Below are 15,144 nucleotides of genomic sequence, written 5' to 3' on the forward strand. Positions count from 1 at the left end.
GCTGGCCTCAACCTCGGGTGGCCACGGCTTCGATAGACAGCGATGCCTGCCCCAGCGGATGGGTCGTGGCATCGAAGAAGTGCAGTGACGTGCCCGGCATGGCGCCCAGGCGACCGACGAAATGCTGCTTCTGGTTGATCACCGACGCTTCACTCAACGGCCGAATGGCGATCGCCAGGTGCTTGGGCCCGGCCATTCGAATGGCGTCGAGCAGGTGCTGGTCAGTGCTGTCCAGGTGCTGGCCGAACAGGCACAGGCCACGGTGTTCCTGGGCCAGCTGCCCCAGGCACCAGCTGAGGTAGTCCGAGTGGCGGATGGCGCGCAGTTTCTCGTCGCTGCGGTCTTCATTGACGAACAGCGGCACCTCACCGGGAATGTTCACGGCAAAACCTTCCAGCAGCTCGGCGCTCTCGGCGCTGCGTTGACGGGTGGTGCCGTCGGGTTGCTTGAGCAGGTGCAAGCCACCGTGCAGGTGCATCACCCGGGTACCCTCGCTGCTGCGCCGGCGCACATCGAAGTAACCCTGCTCGTCGAACAGGTCGGCGAAGCCCTGCGGGGCATGTTGCAGGGCCCAAGGCAGCAGCAGGTCGTAGTTGCTGGTGTAGACGCTGCGATAGCCACGCAAGGCCTGATTGAGCACGGCCAGGGTTGCCGGGGGCATCAGCCGCCAGGGCAGATGCACGGTGCGCACGGCGTGGATCAGCGCTTCCTTGATCGAGTAATAGCGGTTGAGCGGCGCAGTGGAGTTGATGGCGAGCGCAGCATTGGCGCGCACGGTGGTGTTGAGCGCGCTGAGCACCGGTTCGAACAGCTCCGTGCCCAAGGACTTGAACAGGGCCTGGTCGCTGATCGCCAGGCCTTTCTTGCGACCGGCGCGTTGCGCCTCCTCGAACAGCGAGAAATAGCCGAACGGCTTCCACACTGCGCGGCTGGCGCCGTTACCCAGCAGCAGGGCATCGCAGGGGTGGCGGGCGGCAAGTTCCGGCCAGGGCAGGAGAGGGGCGTCGAGTGCAGGCATGCTGGGTCCATTGGTGGTGCGGGCGCGGGGCGACTTTAGCATGTCAGGCGGGGGCAAGGGGTATCAACCCTGCCTGGCCGTCGGCACGCTGCGCTTACGGTTACGCCATACCCGGTAGGCCCGGATGCCGGCGCGCACCGAACCGAACAGCAATTTGTCCTCCATCTCGCGCGCCATGCCCGAGCGCACCAGCATGCGCAGGAAGCTGCCGCGGGCACGGGCGATGGCGAAGAAAATGCCCTGCGCGGCCAGGGTGTCGCGCACTTCACGCAATGCGGCCATGCCGCTGACATCGATACTGGTCACGGCCTCGGCATCGAACAACACGGCCTTGGGCTGGGCCTCGCCTTGCACCGCCTCGAGAAGGCGCATCTTGAAGTAGTCGGCATTGAAGAACAGGATTGCGTCGTCAAAACGGTAGACCACCAGGCCGGGCACCGTCCGCGCATCCTTGAACTTGCGAATGTCGACCTGGCCTTCGGTGCCCGGCAGCCAGCCGAGCACGGCGTCGGTAGGCTGGTAGATGCTGTACAGCAGGCGCAGTATCGCCAAGGTCACGGCAAACACGATGCCGGGCAGCACGCCCAGCCCCAGCACCCCCACGGTGGTCAGCAGGCACAGCCAGAATTCGAAACGGCTCAGGCGCCGAATGTGGCCCAATGACTTGATATCGATCAGCCCCCAGCCAGCCATCAGCAGCACCGCGCCCAGCGCCGCCTGAGGGATCCACGCCATGGGCGCGGTGAAAAACAAAAGGATCAAGGCGATCACCAGGGCGGCGACGATGCCGACCAGCTGGCTTTTGCCCCCGACCATGTCGTTGACGGCGGTGCGCGAATCGGCACCGCTGATGGCAAAACCCTGGGAAACCCCGGCGGCCAGATTGCTCACGCCCAACGCCACGAACTCGTGGTTGGCGTTGATGGCGTAGCCATGCCGGGCAGCGAAACTGCGCGCGGTGAGCATGGCGCTGCAGAAACTGACCGTGGCGATACCCAGGGCGTCGCGCAGCAGGCTTTTCATTTCGGCCAGGTTGCTGTGTGGCCAGGCCAGTTGCGGGATGCCGGCCGGCACCGGGCCGAGTATGGCGACGCCGAAGCGGTCGAGGCCGAACAGACCCACCAGCAGCATGAACAGCGCCACCACCGTTAGCGCGGCCGGCAGGCGCGGGTAGCGGCGTGGCAGCCAGATCAGCAGGCCTAGGGCGGCCAGGCCGATGCACAACGTCAACCCGTGGATTTCGCCCAGGCGTTGGAGGAAGTTGATCAGGCTGAGGATGAAACCGTCGCCCTCGATGCTGAACCCCACCACCTTGGACAACTGCCCGGCGATCAGGCTCAGGCCGATACCGTTGAGGTAGCCGATCAGAATCGGCCGCGAGAAGAAGCTGGCGATGAACCCGGCCCGCGCAAGGCCAGCGGCAATCAGCATGACCCCGACCAGTACGGTGACGATGACCGACAGCTCGGCAGTGCGTTGCGGGTCGCCCAAGGCCAGCGGCGCCACGGCCCCGGCAATCATGGCGCAGGTAGCCGCGTCGGGGCCGACCATCAACTGGCGCGAGCTCCCGATCAGCGCGTAGACCATCATCGGCAGCACACAGGCGTACAGGCCGTACTGCGGCGGCAGGCCCACGATCTGGGCGTAGGCGATGGCAATCGGGATCTGGATGGCTGCCACCGACAGCCCTGCCTGCAGGTCGGCGTGGAGCCATTCGCGGCGGTAGTGCAGCAGGTTGGCAAGGCCCGGTAGCCAGCGGGAGAGCAACATGCGTCGTCCTTTCGAAATGTTTCACGAAACCTTGGGTGCATTGAAACGGATCGACAGGCAATTGGCCATGCTGCTGATCATCGAAAGCAGCAGATCGAAGCGATTGGTAGAAACGAAAAAAGGAGCGAACGCTCCTTTTGACAGCGATGACGTTGCCGGAACGCCATGCGGGGGAATGTAATGTGGAGCGGGTAGAGGGAATCGAACCCTCAACTAAAGCTTGGGAAGCTTTCGTTTTACCACTAAACTATACCCGCCTTACGCCGCACTTTTTACCAGAACCCTGCGGGAAATAGAAGCCCACGTTATAAAAAAAGCGTGTCGGCGCCCCATGCCGGCGGGTATCCGCACCAAGGCGCCGAGTTGCTCAGATAGCCAGTGCATGCTGCCCCTGTTGCAGCGGCTGGTAACGTTGCCGGGCTTCACGCAGGGTTGGCTTGAGGAAGCCCAGCATGGCATTGCGGGTGTCCTCGCAGGCGGCCTTGGTCTCCATGTCCAGAAAGTGCCCTGCACCGCGGATAACCCCAAACTGGCTGCGCCCCACGTGTTTGCCGAACTGCCGTGCATCTGCGGCCGTGGTGTACTCGTCGCGTTCACCATTGATGAACAACACCGGAATATCGATAGCGCGCGCGCCCTCCAGTGCCCGTGCCAGGTCATGTTGCAGCACCTGGTTGATGTGGAAGTGCATCTGCGCGTATTCGTGGCTGTCCAGGCTGCTGACGTGCCGGTAGTTGAACCGCTTGAACAGCGACGGCAGGTACTTGCCGATGGTGTCGTTGATCAGGTTGCCGACTTGATAGCGGTCGCAGGCGGCCAGGTACTGGCAACCGCGCGCCAGGTAGTCGCGCATTGGTTCATTGATCACCGGCGAGAACGAACTCACCACGGCCTTCTTCACACACCGCGGCTGGTGCGCCAGTGCCAGTAGCGTGCTGGCACCGCCCCACGAGAACGACATCACGTGGTCGGCCTGGAAGTGATCGATCAGTTCAAGGAGGATATGCGCCTCGGTCTCCTTGCTGATCAGCCGTTCGTGGCGGTTGTGCGGTTTGGATTTGCCCGCGTAGGGCTGGTCGAACAGGACGACATTGAACTGCGGGTGCAGGTTGCGCACCGTCTGGGCGAACGAGGCTGTGGTGGCCAGCGAGCCGTTGATCAGGATGATCGTATTCTCAGCCGCATCCGCGCGATAGAACTCCGTGTAAACCCGATACTGACCTTGAATATCAAGTACAGCGATTTCTGGCCTCATGTCATCGACTCCTGGCGCAAAAAGGGTATTCGCGTCACCTGGTGGCTTGTCGCGGCAACGGGTCGTTCACTTTTGGCGGCGGCTTGGCCGAACACTCAAGCCACTGGCTCAAAGAGAGCGCATTCCCGAAACAGGACATCAGGGTGCACGTTCTTTATGACAGGTAGGCATTCGCCTGAAGAGTAACCGGGGCCCTGTGTCGATCCTTGGCACTTGCGTCGACGGTGTTGTTGTATGGCGGGCAATCTGCCGTGCCCCAAGGCATCTAGGCCCTGGGTGGCCGACAAAAAGTGTCTGGGTCTACGATCGTGACTTAGCGGTCACATGCAGACTGACGATTGGGATTCAAGCAGGGGGGCGGGGATCCTGCAAGTGCCGTTCGGGCTTAATTGTGACGTTTGGCGCTGAGCGGTCGTATGGCGCGCGCTCAGCGGTAGGTTGCGCGAGTTCGCGGGCGGGCTAGACGGTGCCTATTTCTTCCGGCGTGAGTTGCCGAAAGGCGCCGGGCGCCAACCCCGGGTCGAGCCGGATCGCCCCCATGCTCTCCCGGTGCAGCCCCACGACCTTGTTGTCGAAAAACCCGAACATGCGTTTGACCTGGTGATAGCGCCCTTCGACAATCGCCAGCCGCGCCTGGCGCGGCCCTAGAATGTCCAGCTGGGCGGGCTGGGTGGTGAGGTTCTCAAAGGCGAAGTAGAAGCCTTCACGGAACTTGGCCACATAGTGCTCGGCAATCTCGTCCTCGGTTTCCACCAGGTACTGCTTGGGCAGCTTGGTCGCTGGCTGGGTCAGGCGGCGCGACCACTGGCCATCGTTGGTCAGGATCATCAGGCCGGTGGTGTTGAAGTCCAGGCGCCCGGCGATGTGCAGGTCTGCACGCAGCGCCGCCGGCAACAGCTCGAGCACAGTGGGGTGCTGTGGGTCGTGGGTTGCGCTCACGCAGCCGGCCGGCTTGTGCAGCATCAGGTAGCGCGCCGGGCGGCCAGCCTGCAGCAACTGCTCGTCCAGTTGCACCCGGCTGAACTCCCGCACCTCGGCCAGCGGGTCGCTGATGACCTGGCCATCCAGGCGCACACGGCGCTGGGCCAGCATCAGCCGGGCCTGCTGGCGGTTACAGTGGGGCAGGTTGGCAAGGAAACGATCGAGGCGCATGGCTTGGCGTCAGCTGGAAGGGCGTGATTGGAGTTGGTCTTCAACGGCGGCGCAGCGCGGGCACAGGCAGGCTTTGTCCCGCAGCGCGGCGGGCAGTGCCTGGAGCACGCTCGGGTCGATGGTGACACCGTAGCACCAGCAGGCCTGGGTGGCGCGGCGTGGGTCGGCCAGGCTGCAGTGGTTGAGCGCGCCGCAAGCGGGGCAGTGTTGCTGATCAGTCATGGGGTTTCGCTACAGACACGGTTGCGGCCAGCCTGTTTGGCACGATAAAGGGCACGGTCGGCGCGGGTCAGCAGGGTGTGCAGGGTATCCCCCGGTCGCAGGCTGCTCAGGCCGATGCTGGTGGTCAGGCGCAGTGGCTGGTCGTCATAGCTGAAGGTCAGCTGTTCGGTGCGCTGGCGGATCTTTTCCGCCACCTCGATGGCGTGCCGACCCTCGGCTTCACGCAGCAGCACGATGAATTCCTCGCCACCCCAGCGGCACAGTATATCCGACTGGCGCAGGCTGCTTTGCAGCACATTGGCGAACTGGCGCAGCACTTCGTCGCCTGCCAGGTGGCCATGGGTATCGTTCAACGCCTTGAAGTGGTCCAGGTCGAACAGCAATGCCATCAGCGGGCCATTGTCGCGCTGGGCTTCGCGCAGGGCCTGGGCAGCCAGCAGGTCGAAGCTGCGCCGGTTGAGCAGGCCGGTGAGGCTGTCGAGCGTCGCCAAGGCCTCTGTGCTGGCCTGATGGCGGCGGACCATGGCGTGTACCAGTGCCAGTACCACCAGGGTGATCATGGTGCAGATCGCCAGGTTCAGGTACAGCGAGTGACGAATGCGATCGAGCGCGCCGGTTTCCCGTTTGTCCACCAGCAGGTACCAGTCCAGCTCAGGCAACTGGCGCACGTTGAGGAAGTGGCTGTGCTGGTCGCTGTCACGGTACTCGTGGCTGCCTTCACTGGGTACAGGCCGTTCGGCTAGCAGGTCCTGCAGTTCGGGGTTGGCACTGAGCTGCTGGCCCACCTGTAGGCCATGCGGGCCGCCTGCCGAGCCGGTCAGCAGCACCTTGCCCTTGGCGTCGGTGAACAGCACCGCGCGCTGGTAGCGTTGTTGATAGCGGTCGATCAGCTTGACCACCGACGATACGCTCAGGCCGACACCGGCGGCGCCGATGAAGCGTTGCTGATAGTCATGCACCTGATAGTTGATGAATACGGTCAGGCTGTCATGGTTGGCCATGTCGAGGTCGACGTTGATCTCATAAGGCGCCTTGAGGTCACGCAGGCGGAAGTACCAGGCGTCGCGCCAGGCACCAGGGTCGACATGCTTGAGCACCCCCTTGGCCTGGTAGTAGGTCAGGGTGCGGTCGGATACGAAAAATGAGGTGAAGGTGTCCTGCTTGCCCATGATCTCGCCCAGGTAGCGGGTCATGCGTGCAGTGTCCTGCTCGCCGGACAGCACCCAGTCGCGCAGGAAGGTGTCCTGGGCCATCATCGAGGCGATCAGTACCGGGCGAATCAGGTCTTTCTGGATTTCCGAGTAGACCGTGTCGGAGGTCAGCGGCAATTCGGTGTTGATGATGCCGTCACGGATAGCGCTGCGCGAAGCGAAGTAACTGAGCAGCGAGGTGGCGAGAAAGCCGCAGGCCAGCAGCAACAGGAGGGTGAAGATCAGCGAACGCTGCGAAAACAGGGTGGAACGTAAAGGCATGATCTTCCCATGATGTGTGCCGAGCCGCCCATTCTAGTGAGGTGGCCCTGAAATGACTGCAAGTTTTTCGGTGCCCGAGCAGCTGTATCAAATTATTGCAGGAATGGCACTGCACCTTGTTACCGGTGTCTTATTCAATGTCGATGAACACATTTCGCATCGACGCCCGACAGCGCCGCTGTGCGGGCACTCCAGCGGTCCAGGAGGCCGCCATGTCCTATCGAATCCTGTTGATCGCCCTGCTGGGGTCGATGACTTCCGCCTGCGCGCCTTACTACGAGAGTGGCAGCTACTACCGCTCCGACTATTACACCAGCGACCGCTATGCAGCGCCCGGGTACTATCGTTATGACCGTTACTACGTGGCGCCACAGCCACGCTACTACTACCAGCCGGCACCACGCTACTACTACCAGCCCGCCCCGCGTTACCGCTATCAGCCCGCACCCAACTACCGGCCGCAGCCACGCCCGCCGGTGACCCAGTGGCACGGTAACCCGCGCCATGACTATGGCAACCGCCAGCGTGATGACTACCGGGGTGACCGGGACCGGCACGACTACCGCGATGGCAGCCAGCGCTACCCGCGGGGCGGCTGGCAATCCAATGGGCCAGGCAATGGCGGTGGGCCAGGTGATGGGCCGCGCGGGCAGGGGCAATGGCAGCGCTAGGCAGCCACTGCACTAACCCAGGTCCGCCAGCGGGTGACTGCCCTCCCACACCTTGGCGAAGTGCGCCTCAACCACCGCTGCGGGCACCTGCGCCACATCCGGCCAGTGCCAGCGCGGCTGGTTGTCCTTGTCCAGCAGGCGGGCGCGTACGCCTTCACTGAACTCCGGGTGGCGGCAGCAGTTCAGGCTCATGCAGTACTCCATCTGCAACACTTGCGCCAGTGACAGGTGTCGCGCCCGGCGAATCTGCTCCCAAACCAGATGGGCGGTCAGCGGGCAGCCTTGCTGCAGCCGTTGGCCGGCGTCGGCCAGCAATGGGTCGTCATGGTGCTTCAGGTTTTCCAGCGCGCGCCATGCGGCAGCCGCATCGGCAACATCGAGCAACGCGTCGATCACTGCCCGGCGCGGCAACCATTGAGCGGCCGGTAATTCGGCACACACGCGGTGCTGTTCGGCCTTGAGCAGGCTGTTGAGCTGCAAAGCGGTGTGTTCCTGCCAGTTCAGTTGCAGCAGCTCATCGACCAGGGTTTCTTGCTGGTGCTCACCCAGGAAGCGGTCGGCCAAACCCAGGTCCAGGGCATCGCGGGCGTTGAGCGGGGCGCCGGTCAGGCCAAGGAACAGCCCCAGTTTGCCTGGCAGCCGGGCCAGGAACCAGCTGGCACCCACGTCCGGGTACAAGCCGATGCTGACCTCTGGCATGGCCAAACGGCTGCTGGGTGTGACAATGCGCACGTTGGCGCCTTGCAGTAACCCCATGCCGCCGCCCAGAACATGGCCATGCCCCCAGCACAGCAACGGTTTGGGGTAGGTGTGCAGGCTGTAGTCCAGGCGGTATTCGGCGGCGAAGAAGGTGGCGGCCAGCGGTGGCACGCTGCCAGGTTGATCGCGGCAAGCCTGGGCCAGCGCGCGCACATCACCCCCCGCGCAGAATGCCTTGGCGCCGCTGCCACGCAACAGCACGCAGACCACCCCGGGGTCGCGCGCCCACGCCTGCAGCTGGTCGCCCAGCGCCTCGATCATCGGCAGGGTCAGGGCATTGAGCGCCATGGGCGCATCGAGGGTGGCGATGCCCATGCGGGCGCCATCGGCGCCGGTAAGCACCTCGCAATGAATGGTCATGGGCTACCTCGCGCAAGTCATGGCCCAAGTATGGCTTGCCTGGCCAATCATGCCGGTCGTCGGTCGGATCGTTTGACAAGCGGGTAGGGCTTACCTAGTGTCGCGCCATTGTTTATGGAAGGCCCCATGACTGACGACGACCGTATCAAACTCGAACCCAGCTGGAAGGCCGCGTTGCGCGGTGAGTTCGACCAGCCCTACATGCATCAGCTGCGCGAGTTCCTGCGTAGCGAGTACGCTGCCGGCAAGCAGATCTACCCGCCAGGGCCGCTGATCTTCAACGCGCTCAACTCGACACCGCTGCAACAGGTGAAAGTGGTGATCCTCGGCCAGGACCCTTACCACGGGCCGGGCCAGGCGCACGGCTTGTGCTTCTCGGTGCAACCCGGGGTGGCCACGCCGCCGTCGCTGGTCAATATCTACAAAGAGTTGCAGCGGGACCTGAACATCCCGATCGCCAGCCACGGCTACCTGCAAAGCTGGGCCGAGCAAGGCGTGCTGCTGCTCAACACCACCATGACGGTCGAGCGCGCGAATGCGGCCTCGCATGCCAAGAAAGGCTGGGAGCACTTTACCGACCGGATCATCCAGGTCGTCAGCGAGCAGTGCCCGCACGTGGTGTTCCTGCTGTGGGGCGCCCATGCGCAGAGCAAGCAGAAGCTGATCGATGGCACCAAGCACCTGGTGCTGAAGTCGGTGCACCCGTCACCGTTGTCGGCTTACCGCGGCTTTCTCGGCTGCGGGCACTTCAGCCGCACCAACAGCTTCCTCGAGCAGCGCGGGTTGGCGCCGATCAACTGGGCCTTGCCGCCGTTGTAGTCATGTGGACTGGCGCAGCGCCTGGCCAGCGGGTTCGCCGCTCGCCGGGCGCCGCGTTCATCGAGGCCTGGCGTTCCACGCGCGGAACAACGGCTCGGCCAGAAACAGCACCAGCAGCAGCCGCATCACCTGCAGTGCCGTCACCAGCGGCACCGACAGCTGCAGTGTCTCTGCGGTCAAGCTCATTTCGGCAATCCCGCCTGGCATCATGCCCAGTGTCAGCGAGCGCAAGTCCAGTGCCGTCAGGACGCTCAGTGCCCAGGCGGCCAGGGCGGCAATGGCCATGCACAATGCCGTGGCCAGCAGGGTGCGGGCGAGAAACGATGGGGCGCGGCGGAAGAATTCGCGGTTGAAGTGGCAGGCCAGGGCGCTGCCAATCAACCATTGGCCGATCTGGCTGGCGCCGTTGGGCAGGGCGATCTGCAGGTTGGTGGCCAGGCTCACCGAGGCCGCCACCAGCAGTGGCCCGAACAGCCATGGGTTGGGCTGGCGCAAGCGCTGCCACAGCAGGGCCACGGCGATGCCCAGCGGGGCAATCAGGGCCAACCAGCTCCAACTTACGCTGCCTGCGTGGTTGAGCGCGACGCCGTCGCCCAGCAGGTACTTGAATACTGCCGGTACGCACAACACCACAGCCAGCACCCGCAGGCTCTGCGCGGCCGCCACCTGGCTGAGCACCGCGCCGTTGCGCGCGCCAAGGTTGACCATCTCTCCCGAACCGCCGGGCATGCTGGCGAAGAACGCAGTGGCGCGGTCCTCGCCGCTGCGCCTGAGCAGCCACACGCTGATCACGCTGGTCACGGTAGTGAACACCGCGCTGAAGAAAATCAGGACGAAGTGGCTGGCGACTTGCTCGATCACCGCCGGGGTGAAGTGCAGGCCAATGCCGATGCCGATGACCCACTGCCCGCATCTGCGGCCATTGGGTATTTCCGGCAATTGCCAGGGCGTCAGGCAGCGCACCAGGATGATGGCCAGCAGCGAGCCGATCATCCACGGCAAAGGCCAGCCGACCTTGCTGGCGGCAAAACCCCCAGCAAGGCCGACCAGCCCGGTTGCAACGTACAGCGGCAGTGACCGGTCAGGCATCGGCCATGGCCCGACGCTGCTGCGCACGTTTGCGCCAGATGCGCAGCAGCGGCAGGGTCAGCATGCACAGGGTCAGCACCCATACCGACAGGCTGATGGGGCTTGACCAGAGGATGCCCAGTTCACCGTTGGAAATCGACAGCGCGCGGCGCAGGTTCTGTTCCATCAGGCCGCCGAGGATGAAGCCCAGCAGGATCGGCGACAGCGGGAAGTCCAGCTTGCGCAGGATGTAGCCCATGATACCGATGCCGACCATCAGGAACAGGTCGAAGGTGGTGGCGTGCACGGCGTACACGCCGATTGCGGTGATGATGGCGATCACCGGCACCAGCGCCCAGTTTGGTACGGCCAGGATGCGGGTGAAGATGCGGATCATCGGAATGTTGAGGATCACCAGCATGATGTTGGCGATGAACAGCGAGGCGATCAGGCCCCAGACGATGTCTGGCTGCTGCTCGAACAGCAGGGGGCCTGGGGTGATGTTGTACAGGGTCAGTGCACCGATCATCACCGCGGTGGTACCGGAGCCCGGTACGCCCAGCGTCAGCATGGGCACCAGGGCGCCACAGCAGGAAGCACCAATGGCGGTTTCGGGTGCCGCCAGGCCACGGGCGTCGCCCTTGCCGAACTTGCCGCTGGTGCCGGCGAGGCGTTTTTCGGTCATGTAGGCCACGGCGCTGGCCAGCGTAGCGCCAGCGCCCGGCAGCACGCCCATGATGAAACCGAGCAGGCCGCAGCGGATATTCACCACGAACACCGAAGCCGCTTCCTTGAAGTTGAACAGCATGCGCCCGGTGGCCTTGACCGCCTGGTGGCCATGGTGGGTCTTTTCCAGCAGCAGGAGGATTTCGCTGATCGAGAACAGGCCCAGTACCAACACCACGAACTGGATGCCATCGGCCAGGTGCACGCTGTCGCCGGTGAAGCGGTAGACGCCGCTGTTGGCGTCGATACCGACCGCCGACAGGAACAGCCCGATCAATGCGGCAATGAAGGTTTTCAGCGGTTTGTCACCGGCCATGCCGCCCAGGCAGACGATGGCGAACACCATCAGCACGAAGTACTCGGCGGGGCCGAAGGCAATCGCCCATTTGGCCAGCAGGGGGGCGAACAGCACCATGCCGCAGGTGGCGATGAGCGCACCGATGAACGAACTCCAGGCCGACAGCGACAGGGCAACGCCAGCCAGGCCCTGGCGGGCCATCGGGTAACCGTCGAGGGTGGTCATCACGGTCGAAGCCTCGCCCGGGATGTTCAGCAGAATCGAGCTGATACGCCCGCCGTATTCGCAGCCCAGGTACACCGCTGCCAGCAGGATCAGCGCCGATTCTGGCGGCAGGCCGAGGGCGAAGGCAATCGGGATCAGCAGGGCCACGCCGTTGATCGGGCCCAGGCCCGGCAGCAGGCCGACCACGGTGCCGATCAAGGTGCCGGACAGGGCGGTGACCAGGTTATAGGGGGACAGGGCAACGCCGAAGCCCTGGCCCAGATAGCTCAAGGTATCCATGTGTCAGTTCTCCAGTACGCTCAGCAGGCCAAGGGGCAGTGGCACGTCCATCACGCGGTCGAACAGCCAGTAGAGGAACAGGCTCATGCCCACCACCACGATGGCGCTGTGCAGCCAGCGGCCGCCGTACAGGCGCGCCATGGGCAGGCCTACCAGGATGGCACTGAGAATGAAGCCCAGGGGTTCGAAGGTGGCGGCGAAAACCAGCAGCAGGCCGACACACGCGGCGATCTTGATCAAGGTTGCGCGGTCCAGTTCTGGTTCGTCGTCCTTGCGCACGATCGGGGTCGGGCGGATAGCCAGGTACAGCAGGCCCAGGCCCATCAGGCCGAGCATCAGCAGTGGGTAGGCACGCGGGCCCACCGGCTCGTAGGAAAACGCCGCCTGGTAGGGCCAGGCCATTACGGCAAGCACGGCGCACACCGCCAGCAAGACCAGGGCGAAGATGCGTTGCAGGATCATGAAAAAATCCTCGTTGGGATCGCTTGTAGGAGCGGCCTTGCGTCGCGATCGGCCGCGAAGCGGCCGCAAAGCCAGCCTCTGCGATCTGTCTGAAGCATCGCACGGCTGTTCCAGGGGCCGCTTTGCGGCCCGATCGCGACGCAAGGCCGCTCCTACACAGGGAGGGTGGTGGATCCGGCAGGCTTACTGGATCAGGCCAAATTCCTTGGCCAGCGTCTTGTAGTCAGCCACTTGCTTCTTCACATAGCCGTCCAGTTCTTCGCCGGTCATGGCGAACGGGAACAGCTCGCGCTGGTCACGCAGTTTGGCGAAGTCTTCCGAAGCCAGCATCTTGTCGAACGACTGCTTCCACCAGGCGTAATCCTCGTCGCTGACCTTTGGCCCCAGGTAGAAACCGCGCACCACCGGCCAGACGATGTCATAACCCTGCTCCTTGGCAGTCGGGATGTCTTTCATCTCCGGCTCGTCCAGGCGGTTTTCCGAGAACACCGCGAGGATGCGCATGTTGCCGCTCTGAATGTGCGGCATGGAGTCTGAAATGTCGGTCGAGCCCACCTGAATGTGGCCGCCCAGCAGGGCCGTGGCAATTTCGCCGCCGCCTTCCAGGGCCACGTAGCGCAGGTCGCGCGGGTTGATCCCGGCGGCCTTGGCGATCAGGGCGGTCTGCATCCAGTCCTGGCTGCCGACGGTGCCGCCAGAGCCGATCACCACTTTGCTCGGATCTTTTTTCAGTGCTGCGACCAGGTCGTCGAGGGTCTTGTAGGGCGAGTCGCTCTTCACCGCGATGGCGCCGTAGCTGGTGCCGACCGCGGCCAGCCATTTCACGGCGTTTTCGTCGAAGCGGCCGAACTTGCCCTGGGCCAGGTTCAGCAACGAACCGCTGGACCAGGCCACCAGTGTGCCGGCGTCAGCCGGGCGTTGGGCGACCACGGCGTTGTACGCCACCGCGCCGACACCGCCGGGCATGTAGGTGACGCGCATGGGCTTGCTGAGGATCTTTTCCTGCACCAGGGCGCTTTGCACCAGCTTGCAGGTCAGGTCGAAACCGCCGCCCGGCGAGGCGGGGGCGATACATTCGGGGCGTTTCGGTTCGGCAGCAAGGGCGTTGCCGGCCAACAGCAGGCAGCCGGTAGCGAGGACGAGGCGGCGCAGTGAAAAGGTCATCGTCGATCTCCGTGAATGTTGTTGTTATCGGGTTAGGCTAGCGGCTTACCACAGCGCCACGCTGTAGCTCACCAGCAGCCGCACTTCGTCGGCATCGCGGGCGAGGTTGGAGCGGAATGTGGCGTTGCGCAACCGCACGGCCACGTTCTTCAACGGGCCGCTTTGTACGACGTACTTCATTTCGGTGTCGCGTTCCCACTCTTTGCCTTCGCCACCGGCGGCGCGGCTGACATTATCGCCGCTGATGTAGCGGGTCATGAAGGTCAGGCCGGGCACGCCCAGGGCGGCGAAGTTGTAGTCGTAGCGCGCCTGCCAGGAACGCTCGTCCTTGCCTGCGAAGTCGTTGATCTGCACGAAGTTGACCAGGTAGGGGTCGGCGCCATCCACATAAGGGAACGCGCTGTCGCCCGACAATTGCTGCCACGCGCCACTGACCTTGTGCCCACCCAGGGCGTAGCTGAGCATGCCGTTGAACGTGGTGTTGTCGATGTTGCCGGCCTTGGCGGCACCGGCGTCGTCGCTGATGGCCAAGCGCAGGTCGGCACCGAGGGTGCCTGGGCCCCACGGCTGGGTGGCGACCATGCCGATGAAGTGCTGGCGGTAGATATCGTCGAGCTGGGCGAAGTGATAGCTGCCGGTGATACGGTCGGTGAACTGGTAGTCGAGCCCACCCAGGGCCAGGTGATCGGCGCTGAACGAACCACCGAAGCGGCCATTTTTGTTGTTCAGGGCCAGATCTTCCCAATTGGTGTCGTTACGGTCCTTGGCTTTGTCCAGGCGCCCGCCAGTGAACGTCAGGCCCTTTATTTCCTTCGAGGTGAGCAGGCCGCCTTCGAAGGTTTGCGGCAGGATGCGGCCGTCGTTCGGTTGCAGGGTCGGCAGCTCGGGGATCAGCGTGCCGATCTTCAGTTCGGTCTGGGAGACCTTGACCTTGCCGGTCAGGCCCAGCTTGGAATACTCGTCGGCAGCCTTGCCGTCATCGTGGGTCGGCAGCAGGCCGGTATCGGTGCGGTCCGGGCTGGAGTCGAGCTTGATACCGAGCATGCCCAGCGCGTCCACGCCGAAGCCTACGGTGCCATCGGTGTAGCCGGACTCGAAGTTGAGCATGAAGCCCTGGGCCCATTCATCGCGCTTGGATTGTTGCGCGCTGGTGCCGTCGCGGAAATCGCGGTTGAAGTACATGTTGCGGGTTTCGAAGGTGGCCGTGCTGTCTTCGAAGAAGGCGGCCTGGCTCAGCGGGGCGACACCGGCGAGCGCCAGGGCGCTGGCGAGGGTGCTGGGGCGTGAGGCAAAGGAACGGGTAGGCGCAAACGCCTGCGGCTGTGCTGACAGCATCGTCGGTGACTCCGTTTATTGTTCTTATTCGTTGCACCTTGCTGGTGCTTTTTTCGGTGCGAGGCGCGACCGTAGGGCGATGCTAGGCA

15 protein-coding genes and 1 tRNA gene are annotated in these 15,144 nt (G+C 64.0%); 3 read left to right on the forward strand and 13 right to left on the reverse strand.

The features are described 5' to 3' along the window. Positions 1-7: 7 nt before the first annotated feature. Positions 8-1,018: a DUF4917 family protein gene (locus DMX12_RS00945; RefSeq protein WP_110675718.1), complete on the reverse strand. Its 1,011-nt coding sequence runs from the start codon at positions 1,016-1,018 to the stop codon at positions 8-10. A gap of 63 nt (positions 1,019-1,081) precedes the next feature. Then, the gene (locus DMX12_RS00950; protein WP_110675720.1) at positions 1,082-2,788 is read right to left on the reverse strand and encodes a SulP family inorganic anion transporter; all 1,707 of its coding nucleotides are present in this window, start codon (positions 2,786-2,788) and stop codon (positions 1,082-1,084) included. On the opposite strand from DMX12_RS00950, the gene DMX12_RS00955 reads away from it, so the two are divergent. Beyond that, positions 2,787-2,969 carry a hypothetical protein gene (locus tag DMX12_RS00955; protein WP_110675722.1) on the forward strand — a complete coding sequence of 61 codons (183 nt, stop codon included), beginning with the start codon at positions 2,787-2,789 and terminating at the stop codon, positions 2,967-2,969. The genes DMX12_RS00950 and DMX12_RS00955 overlap by 2 nt on opposite strands. A 2-nt stretch (positions 2,970-2,971) precedes the next feature. Here DMX12_RS00955 and DMX12_RS00960 read toward each other — a convergent pair. The 5 genes from DMX12_RS00960 to DMX12_RS00980 all read right to left on the reverse strand — a co-directional run bounded on the left by DMX12_RS00960 (position 2,972) and on the right by DMX12_RS00980 (position 6,889). Continuing rightward, positions 2,972-3,045 (reverse strand) — tRNA-Gly (locus DMX12_RS00960). 110 nt (positions 3,046-3,155) lie between these two features. Beyond that, the gene (locus tag DMX12_RS00965) at positions 3,156-4,043 is read right to left on the reverse strand and encodes an alpha/beta fold hydrolase (RefSeq protein ID WP_110675724.1); all 888 of its coding nucleotides are present in this window, start codon (positions 4,041-4,043) and stop codon (positions 3,156-3,158) included. A 459-nt stretch (positions 4,044-4,502) separates the two neighbouring features. Further along, positions 4,503-5,195 (reverse strand): pseudouridine synthase, encoded by a 693-nt coding sequence (locus DMX12_RS00970; RefSeq protein ID WP_009683071.1) that lies wholly within the window; start codon positions 5,193-5,195, stop codon positions 4,503-4,505. A 9-nt stretch (positions 5,196-5,204) separates the two neighbouring features. Beyond that, positions 5,205-5,417: a cysteine-rich CWC family protein gene (locus DMX12_RS00975; RefSeq protein ID WP_009683070.1), complete on the reverse strand. Its 213-nt coding sequence runs from the start codon at positions 5,415-5,417 to the stop codon at positions 5,205-5,207. After that, entirely contained in the window at positions 5,414-6,889 is a 1,476-nt protein-coding gene (locus tag DMX12_RS00980; RefSeq protein ID WP_110675726.1) for a sensor domain-containing diguanylate cyclase, read from the reverse strand. The genes DMX12_RS00975 and DMX12_RS00980 overlap by 4 nt, the downstream gene beginning before the upstream one ends. 212 nt (positions 6,890-7,101) lie before the next feature. Between DMX12_RS00980 and DMX12_RS00985 the strand changes: the two genes are divergently transcribed. Next, a complete protein-coding gene (locus DMX12_RS00985; RefSeq protein ID WP_029886127.1) occupies positions 7,102-7,560 on the forward strand; it encodes a hypothetical protein in 459 nt (152 codons plus the stop codon). A 12-nt stretch (positions 7,561-7,572) separates the two neighbouring features. Here DMX12_RS00985 and DMX12_RS00990 read toward each other — a convergent pair whose 3' ends face one another. Next, on the reverse strand, positions 7,573-8,679 hold the full coding sequence (locus DMX12_RS00990; RefSeq protein ID WP_029886128.1) for an enoyl-CoA hydratase/isomerase family protein: 1,107 nt from the start codon (positions 8,677-8,679) through the stop codon (positions 7,573-7,575). 126 nt (positions 8,680-8,805) lie between these two features. Here DMX12_RS00990 and ung point away from each other — a divergent pair, with 126 nt between their 5' ends. Beyond that, a complete protein-coding gene (gene ung, locus DMX12_RS00995; RefSeq protein ID WP_009683066.1) occupies positions 8,806-9,498 on the forward strand; it encodes a uracil-DNA glycosylase in 693 nt (230 codons plus the stop codon). A gap of 57 nt (positions 9,499-9,555) precedes the next feature. Here the strand turns inward: ung and DMX12_RS01000 are convergent, their stop codons facing one another. The 5 genes from DMX12_RS01000 to DMX12_RS01020 all read right to left on the reverse strand — a co-directional run bounded on the left by DMX12_RS01000 (position 9,556) and on the right by DMX12_RS01020 (position 15,055). Beyond that, positions 9,556-10,587 (reverse strand): AbrB family transcriptional regulator, encoded by a 1,032-nt coding sequence (locus tag DMX12_RS01000; protein WP_110675759.1) that lies wholly within the window; start codon positions 10,585-10,587, stop codon positions 9,556-9,558. After that, positions 10,580-12,094, reverse strand: a complete 1,515-nt coding sequence (locus DMX12_RS01005) for a tripartite tricarboxylate transporter permease (RefSeq protein ID WP_009683064.1) — start codon at positions 12,092-12,094, stop codon at positions 10,580-10,582. Before DMX12_RS01005 ends, DMX12_RS01000 begins: the two co-directional genes overlap by 8 nt. Positions 12,095-12,097: 3 nt before the next feature. After that, on the reverse strand, positions 12,098-12,556 hold the full coding sequence (locus DMX12_RS01010) for a tripartite tricarboxylate transporter TctB family protein (RefSeq protein ID WP_054912179.1): 459 nt from the start codon (positions 12,554-12,556) through the stop codon (positions 12,098-12,100). Between the two features lie 183 nt (positions 12,557-12,739). Further along, positions 12,740-13,720 (reverse strand): tripartite tricarboxylate transporter substrate binding protein, encoded by a 981-nt coding sequence (locus DMX12_RS01015; protein WP_054912178.1) that lies wholly within the window; start codon positions 13,718-13,720, stop codon positions 12,740-12,742. Between the two features lie 45 nt (positions 13,721-13,765). Next, complete coding sequence (locus tag DMX12_RS01020) at positions 13,766-15,055, reverse strand: OprD family porin (protein ID WP_009684775.1); 1,290 nt, start codon at positions 15,053-15,055, stop codon at positions 13,766-13,768. Between the last annotated feature and the right edge of the window lie 89 nt (positions 15,056-15,144).

Origin of the sequence: Pseudomonas sp. MB-090624 (assembly GCF_003205245.1) — a bacterium.
Lineage (GTDB): Bacteria > Pseudomonadota > Gammaproteobacteria > Pseudomonadales > Pseudomonadaceae > Aquipseudomonas > Aquipseudomonas juntendi.

Coding starts and splice junctions, on each gene's coding strand:
- DMX12_RS00945 (WP_110675718.1), bottom strand. CDS start 1,018: ATGCCTGCACTCGACGCCCCTCTCCTGCCCTGGCCGGAACTTGCCGCC.
- DMX12_RS00955 (WP_110675722.1), top strand. CDS start 2,787: ATGCGTCGTCCTTTCGAAATGTTTCACGAAACCTTGGGTGCATTGAAA.
- DMX12_RS00950 (WP_110675720.1), bottom strand. CDS start 2,788: ATGTTGCTCTCCCGCTGGCTACCGGGCCTTGCCAACCTGCTGCACTAC.
- DMX12_RS00965 (WP_110675724.1), bottom strand. CDS start 4,043: ATGAGGCCAGAAATCGCTGTACTTGATATTCAAGGTCAGTATCGGGTT.
- DMX12_RS00970 (WP_009683071.1), bottom strand. CDS start 5,195: ATGCGCCTCGATCGTTTCCTTGCCAACCTGCCCCACTGTAACCGCCAG.
- DMX12_RS00975 (WP_009683070.1), bottom strand. CDS start 5,417: ATGACTGATCAGCAACACTGCCCCGCTTGCGGCGCGCTCAACCACTGC.
- DMX12_RS00980 (WP_110675726.1), bottom strand. CDS start 6,889: ATGCCTTTACGTTCCACCCTGTTTTCGCAGCGTTCGCTGATCTTCACC.
- DMX12_RS00985 (WP_029886127.1), top strand. CDS start 7,102: ATGTCCTATCGAATCCTGTTGATCGCCCTGCTGGGGTCGATGACTTCC.
- DMX12_RS00990 (WP_029886128.1), bottom strand. CDS start 8,679: ATGACCATTCATTGCGAGGTGCTTACCGGCGCCGATGGCGCCCGCATG.
- ung (WP_009683066.1), top strand. CDS start 8,806: ATGACTGACGACGACCGTATCAAACTCGAACCCAGCTGGAAGGCCGCG.
- DMX12_RS01000 (WP_110675759.1), bottom strand. CDS start 10,587: ATGCCTGACCGGTCACTGCCGCTGTACGTTGCAACCGGGCTGGTCGGC.
- DMX12_RS01005 (WP_009683064.1), bottom strand. CDS start 12,094: ATGGATACCTTGAGCTATCTGGGCCAGGGCTTCGGCGTTGCCCTGTCC.
- DMX12_RS01010 (WP_054912179.1), bottom strand. CDS start 12,556: ATGATCCTGCAACGCATCTTCGCCCTGGTCTTGCTGGCGGTGTGCGCC.
- DMX12_RS01015 (WP_054912178.1), bottom strand. CDS start 13,720: ATGACCTTTTCACTGCGCCGCCTCGTCCTCGCTACCGGCTGCCTGCTG.
- DMX12_RS01020 (WP_009684775.1), bottom strand. CDS start 15,055: ATGCTGTCAGCACAGCCGCAGGCGTTTGCGCCTACCCGTTCCTTTGCC.